1 protein-coding gene is annotated in these 4363 nt (G+C 71.7%); it reads left to right on the top strand.

All coding sequences use genetic code 11. From position 1 onward, the window contains the following. The coding region (locus tag ACZ4V1_RS35780) for an SDR family NAD(P)-dependent oxidoreductase (protein WP_468345324.1) at positions 1-4363 on the top strand (4363 nt) is incomplete at both ends.

The following is a 4363-nucleotide window of genomic DNA, read 5'->3' as shown; positions in this document are numbered from 1 at the left end:
AGCGGCTCGGTATGGGGCGTGAGCTGTATGCGCGGTTCCCGGTGTTCGCGGAGGCGTTCGATGCCGTGTGTGCGGGCTTGGACGGGCTCTTGGAGTGTCCGCTGCGTGAGGTGGTGTGGGGCGAGGACGTCGAGTTGTTGCATCGGACGGAGTTCGCTCAGGCGGGGTTGTTCGCCGTCGAGGTGGCGTTGTTCCGTCTGGTGGAGTCGTGGGGTGTCACTCCCGACTTGGTGGCCGGGCATTCGGTCGGTGAGGTGGCGGCGGCGCATGTGGCCGGGGTGTTCTCACTCGCGGATGCTTGTGTGTTGGTGGCGGCTCGTGGCCGGTTGATGGGGGAGCTTCCGGCCGGGGGTGCGATGGTGGCGGTGGAGGCTGCCGAGGCGGAGGTGCTCGAGCGGCTGGGAGCTCTTGGGGGTGTGTCGGTCGCTGCGGTCAACGGCCCGTCGTCGGTTGTTGTCTCCGGTGTGGAGGAGGCTGTCGAGGCGGTTGCCGAGGCGTTCCGGCAGCTGGGACGGCGGGTCAGCCGGCTGCGGGTTTCGCACGCGTTCCACTCGCCGTTGATGGAGCCGATGCTCCACGCCTTCCGCCAGGTCGTGGAGGCTCTGTCCTACGAGCGCCCACGTATCCCCGTCGTCTCCAACGTGAGCGGTGCTCTGGCGGAACCGGGACAGGTGCAGGACCCCGAGTACTGGGTGCGTCATGTCCGTGAGGCCGTGCGTTTCGATGACGGTGTGCGGGCCCTGGTGGAGCAGGGTGTGTCGCGGTTCGTGGAGCTGGGTCCGGACGGTGTGCTGAGCGGCATGGCGCGGGAGAGTGCGGGTGAGGACGCGGTCCTGGTCCCGTTGCTGCGCAAGGACCGTGACGAGGAGAGCACCGCGCTGGCCGCACTCGGCCGGCTGCACACCACTGGTCTGGCCGTCGACTGGGCCGCCGTCCTCGCCGGCACCGGCGCCCGTGCCGTCGACCTGCCGACCTACGCCTTCCAGCGCCAGCGCTACTGGCCGGACGGCGCGTCGACGCGGGCCGGGGACATGTGCTCCGCAGGTCTAGGCGCCGCCGGGCACCCGCTCCTGGGCGCCGCCGTCGAACTCGCCGGTACCGAGGGTGCGGACGGCGTCGTCCTCACCGGTCGGCTGTCGACACAGTCACATCCGTGGTTGGCCGACCACATGGTCCAGGGTGCCGTACTGGTGCCGGGCACGGCCCTGCTCGAACTGGCCGTCCGGGCCGCCGACGAGGTCGGCTGCGACGTGGTCGAGGACCTGACCCTGTCCGCCCCGCTGGTGCTGCCCGAACGCGGCGGCATCCACATACAGGTCAGGGTGGGCGCACCCGACGAGGACGGTCGGTGCTCCTTCGGCGTGCACGCGCGCGCCGAGAACGCGACCGGGGCCCCGTGGACCCTCCATGCCACCGGAGACCTGGCGCCCGGAAGCGGCACGCCCACCGGCTTCGACGCCTCGGTCTGGCCCCCGCAGGACGCCGCGCCGGTCGATGTGAGCGACTGCTACGAGCGGCTCGCCGAAGCCGGATTCCACTACGGGCCGTCCTTCCAGGGACTGCGCGCCGCCTGGCGACGCGGCGACGAGCTGTTCGCCGAGGTCGCTCTGGCGGACGGGACCGACGGTGACGCCTTCGGACTGCACCCGGCGCTCTTCGACGCCGCATTGCACGCCTTCGCCATCGACGACGACGGTCGCGGCGGGGTTCCGTTCTCCTGGGGCGGAGTGCGCCTGCACGCCTCGGGCGCTTCCGCCCTGCGCGTTCGGCTCACCCGTGACGCCGACGGCACCATGGCCCTGGAACTGGCCGACACCGCCGGCGCCCCCGTGGCCTCGGTGGAGTCCCTGACCGTACGTCCGCTGGCAGCCGGGCAGCTCGACGCCGCCGGCCGCGACTCCTTGTTCCAGGTGCAGTGGATGTCGGCCCGGCCCGTGGACGGTGATACCGGGCTGGGCCCGGTGGGCGTCCTGGGCACGGTCGAGACGGCGGCGCTCGCGGGCCTGCCGGGTGACGGGTTCGTGGCGTTCGCGGATCTGGCGGACCTGGCCGGTGCTGATGAGGTGCCGGGGACGGTGCTGGCCGACGTCGGCGCGTTCGCCGATGGTGCTGAGGTGGCCGCTTCCGTGCACGGCGCTGCGGCCCGGGCACTGGAGTTGATCCGTTCCTGGCTGGCGGAGGAGCGGTTCGCCGAGTCGCGCCTGGTGTTCGTCACCCGTGGCGCCGAGGATGCAGCTGACCTGTCCGCCGCCGCTGTGCGGGGCTTGGTGCGGTCGGCGGTGTCCGAGCATCCGGGCCGTTTCGGTCTGCTCGACGTGCGGGGTGGCGTGGACGCCGCGTCGGTGGTGGCTGCTGTGGCGTCGGAGGAGCCGGAGGCGGTCGTCGTTGACGGCGAGGTGCGGGTGCCGCGGCTGGCTCGTGTGGTCGCGGACGGGGACGCGGGTCCGGAGTGGGGCCGTGGTCCGGTGCTGGTGACCGGTGGTACGGGTGGTGTGGGGCGGGTTGTGGCCCGGCATCTCGTGGTGGAGCACGGGGTTCGTGAGCTGTTGCTGGTGAGTCGGCGTGGTCCGGCCGCTGCGGGGGTCGAGGAACTGGTCGCGGAGTTGTCCGAGGCCGGCGCGCGTGTGTCGGTCGAGGCCTGTGACGTCGCGGATCCGGGTGCGGTCGCGGACTTGCTGTCACGGCACGCGGTGGGTGCGGTCGTGCATTCGGCCGGTGTGCTCGACGACGGAACCGTGGAGTCGCTGACACCCGAGCGTCTGGCGGGTGTGCTGCGCCCGAAGGTGGACGGGGCGTGGAACCTGCACGAGGCGACCAAGGACCTCGACCTGGACGCCTTCGTCCTCTTCTCCTCGGTGGCGGGGACGTTCGGCAGCGCGGGCCAGGCCGCCTACGCGGCGGGCAACGCCTACCTCGACGCCCTGGCCCGCCACCGTCGCTCGCTGGGTCTGCCCGCCGCCTCCCTGGTGTGGGGGCCGTGGTCGCAGGAAGCGGGGATGACGGAGGGACTGTCGGAGACGGACCGGCGGCGTATCGCGCGCTCGGGTCTGCCGGCGGTCACGGCGGAGCAGGGCACGGCGTTGTTCGACGCGGCCCTGACCTCGGGCGAGCCGGTCGTTCTCCCCGTACGCCTCGACTTCCCGGCGCTCCGGGCCGGAGGCGAGGTTCCGCCGTTGCTGCGGAGCCTGATCCGGACCCCTGCTCGCCGGAGCGTCGCGGCGGCAGGTTCCGCCACAGCTTCGGGCCTGGCAGCACGGCTCAGCGCGCTGGGAGAGGCCGAGCGCCGCGAGGTGATGCTGGATTTGGTGCGTGGTCAGGTCGCGGTCGTTCTCGGTCACTCCGGTGCGCAGACCGTTCAGCCCGACCGGGCTTTCCAGGATCTGGGCTTCGATTCGCTGACGGCGGTGGAGCTGCGTAACCGGCTGGGCAAGGCGACGGGGCTGCGGCTGCCGGCGACGGTGGTCTTCGACTACCCGACGGCCATGCTCCTGGCCGGTCATCTGCTGGACGGTGTTCTCGGTACGGAGGCGGCGGCGGTGGTGCCGGTGTCGGCGTTGCCGTCGGTGGCGGACGATCCGGTGGTGATCGTCGGGATGGCGTGCCGTTACCCGGGTGGGGTGGCTTCGCCCGAGGATCTGTGGCGTGTCGTGTCGGAGGGTGTGGACGCGGTCTCGGAGTTCCCGTCGGACCGTGGCTGGGATGTGGAGTCGCTCTACAACCCGGACCGTGGGGTGGCGGGTACGTCGTACACGCGCTCGGGCGGTTTCCTGCATGACGCGGCCGAGTTCGATCCGGAGTTCTTCGGGATGAGTCCTCGGGAGGCGGTGGCCACGGACGCGCAGCAGCGGTTGCTGCTGGAGACGACGTGGGAGGCCATCGAGCGTGCCGGGATCGACCCGGTGTCGCTGCGGGGCAGCCAGACCGGTGTCTTCGCCGGCGTCATGTACAACGACTACGGCAGCATCCTGACCGGCGACCAGTACGAGGGCTACCGGGGGAACGGCAGCGCCGGCAGCATCGCGTCGGGCCGAGTGTCGTACACGTTCGGGTTCGAGGGTCCGGCGGTGACGGTGGACACGGCGTGTTCATCGTCCCTCGTCGCCATGCACTGGGCGGCACAGGCGCTGCGCTCGGGCGAGTGCTCGCTCGCCGTCGCCGGTGGCGTCACCGTGATGGCCACTCCCACCGCCTTCGTCGAGTTCTCCCGCCAGGGCGCCCTGTCGCCCGACAGCCGCTGCAAGGCATTCTCCGACTCCGCGGACGGCGCCGGCTGGTCCGAGGGTGTGGGGGTGGTGGTGCTGGAGCGTTTGTCGGATGCGCGGCGTCGTGGTCATCGGGTGTTGGCGGTGGTGCGGGGTTCGGC

The sequence above is a fragment of the Streptomyces sp. NPDC028991 genome, from assembly GCF_055564775.1.
Note: the sequence above shows the minus strand (reverse complement) of the source record. Positions and strands in the feature narration are given on the sequence as shown.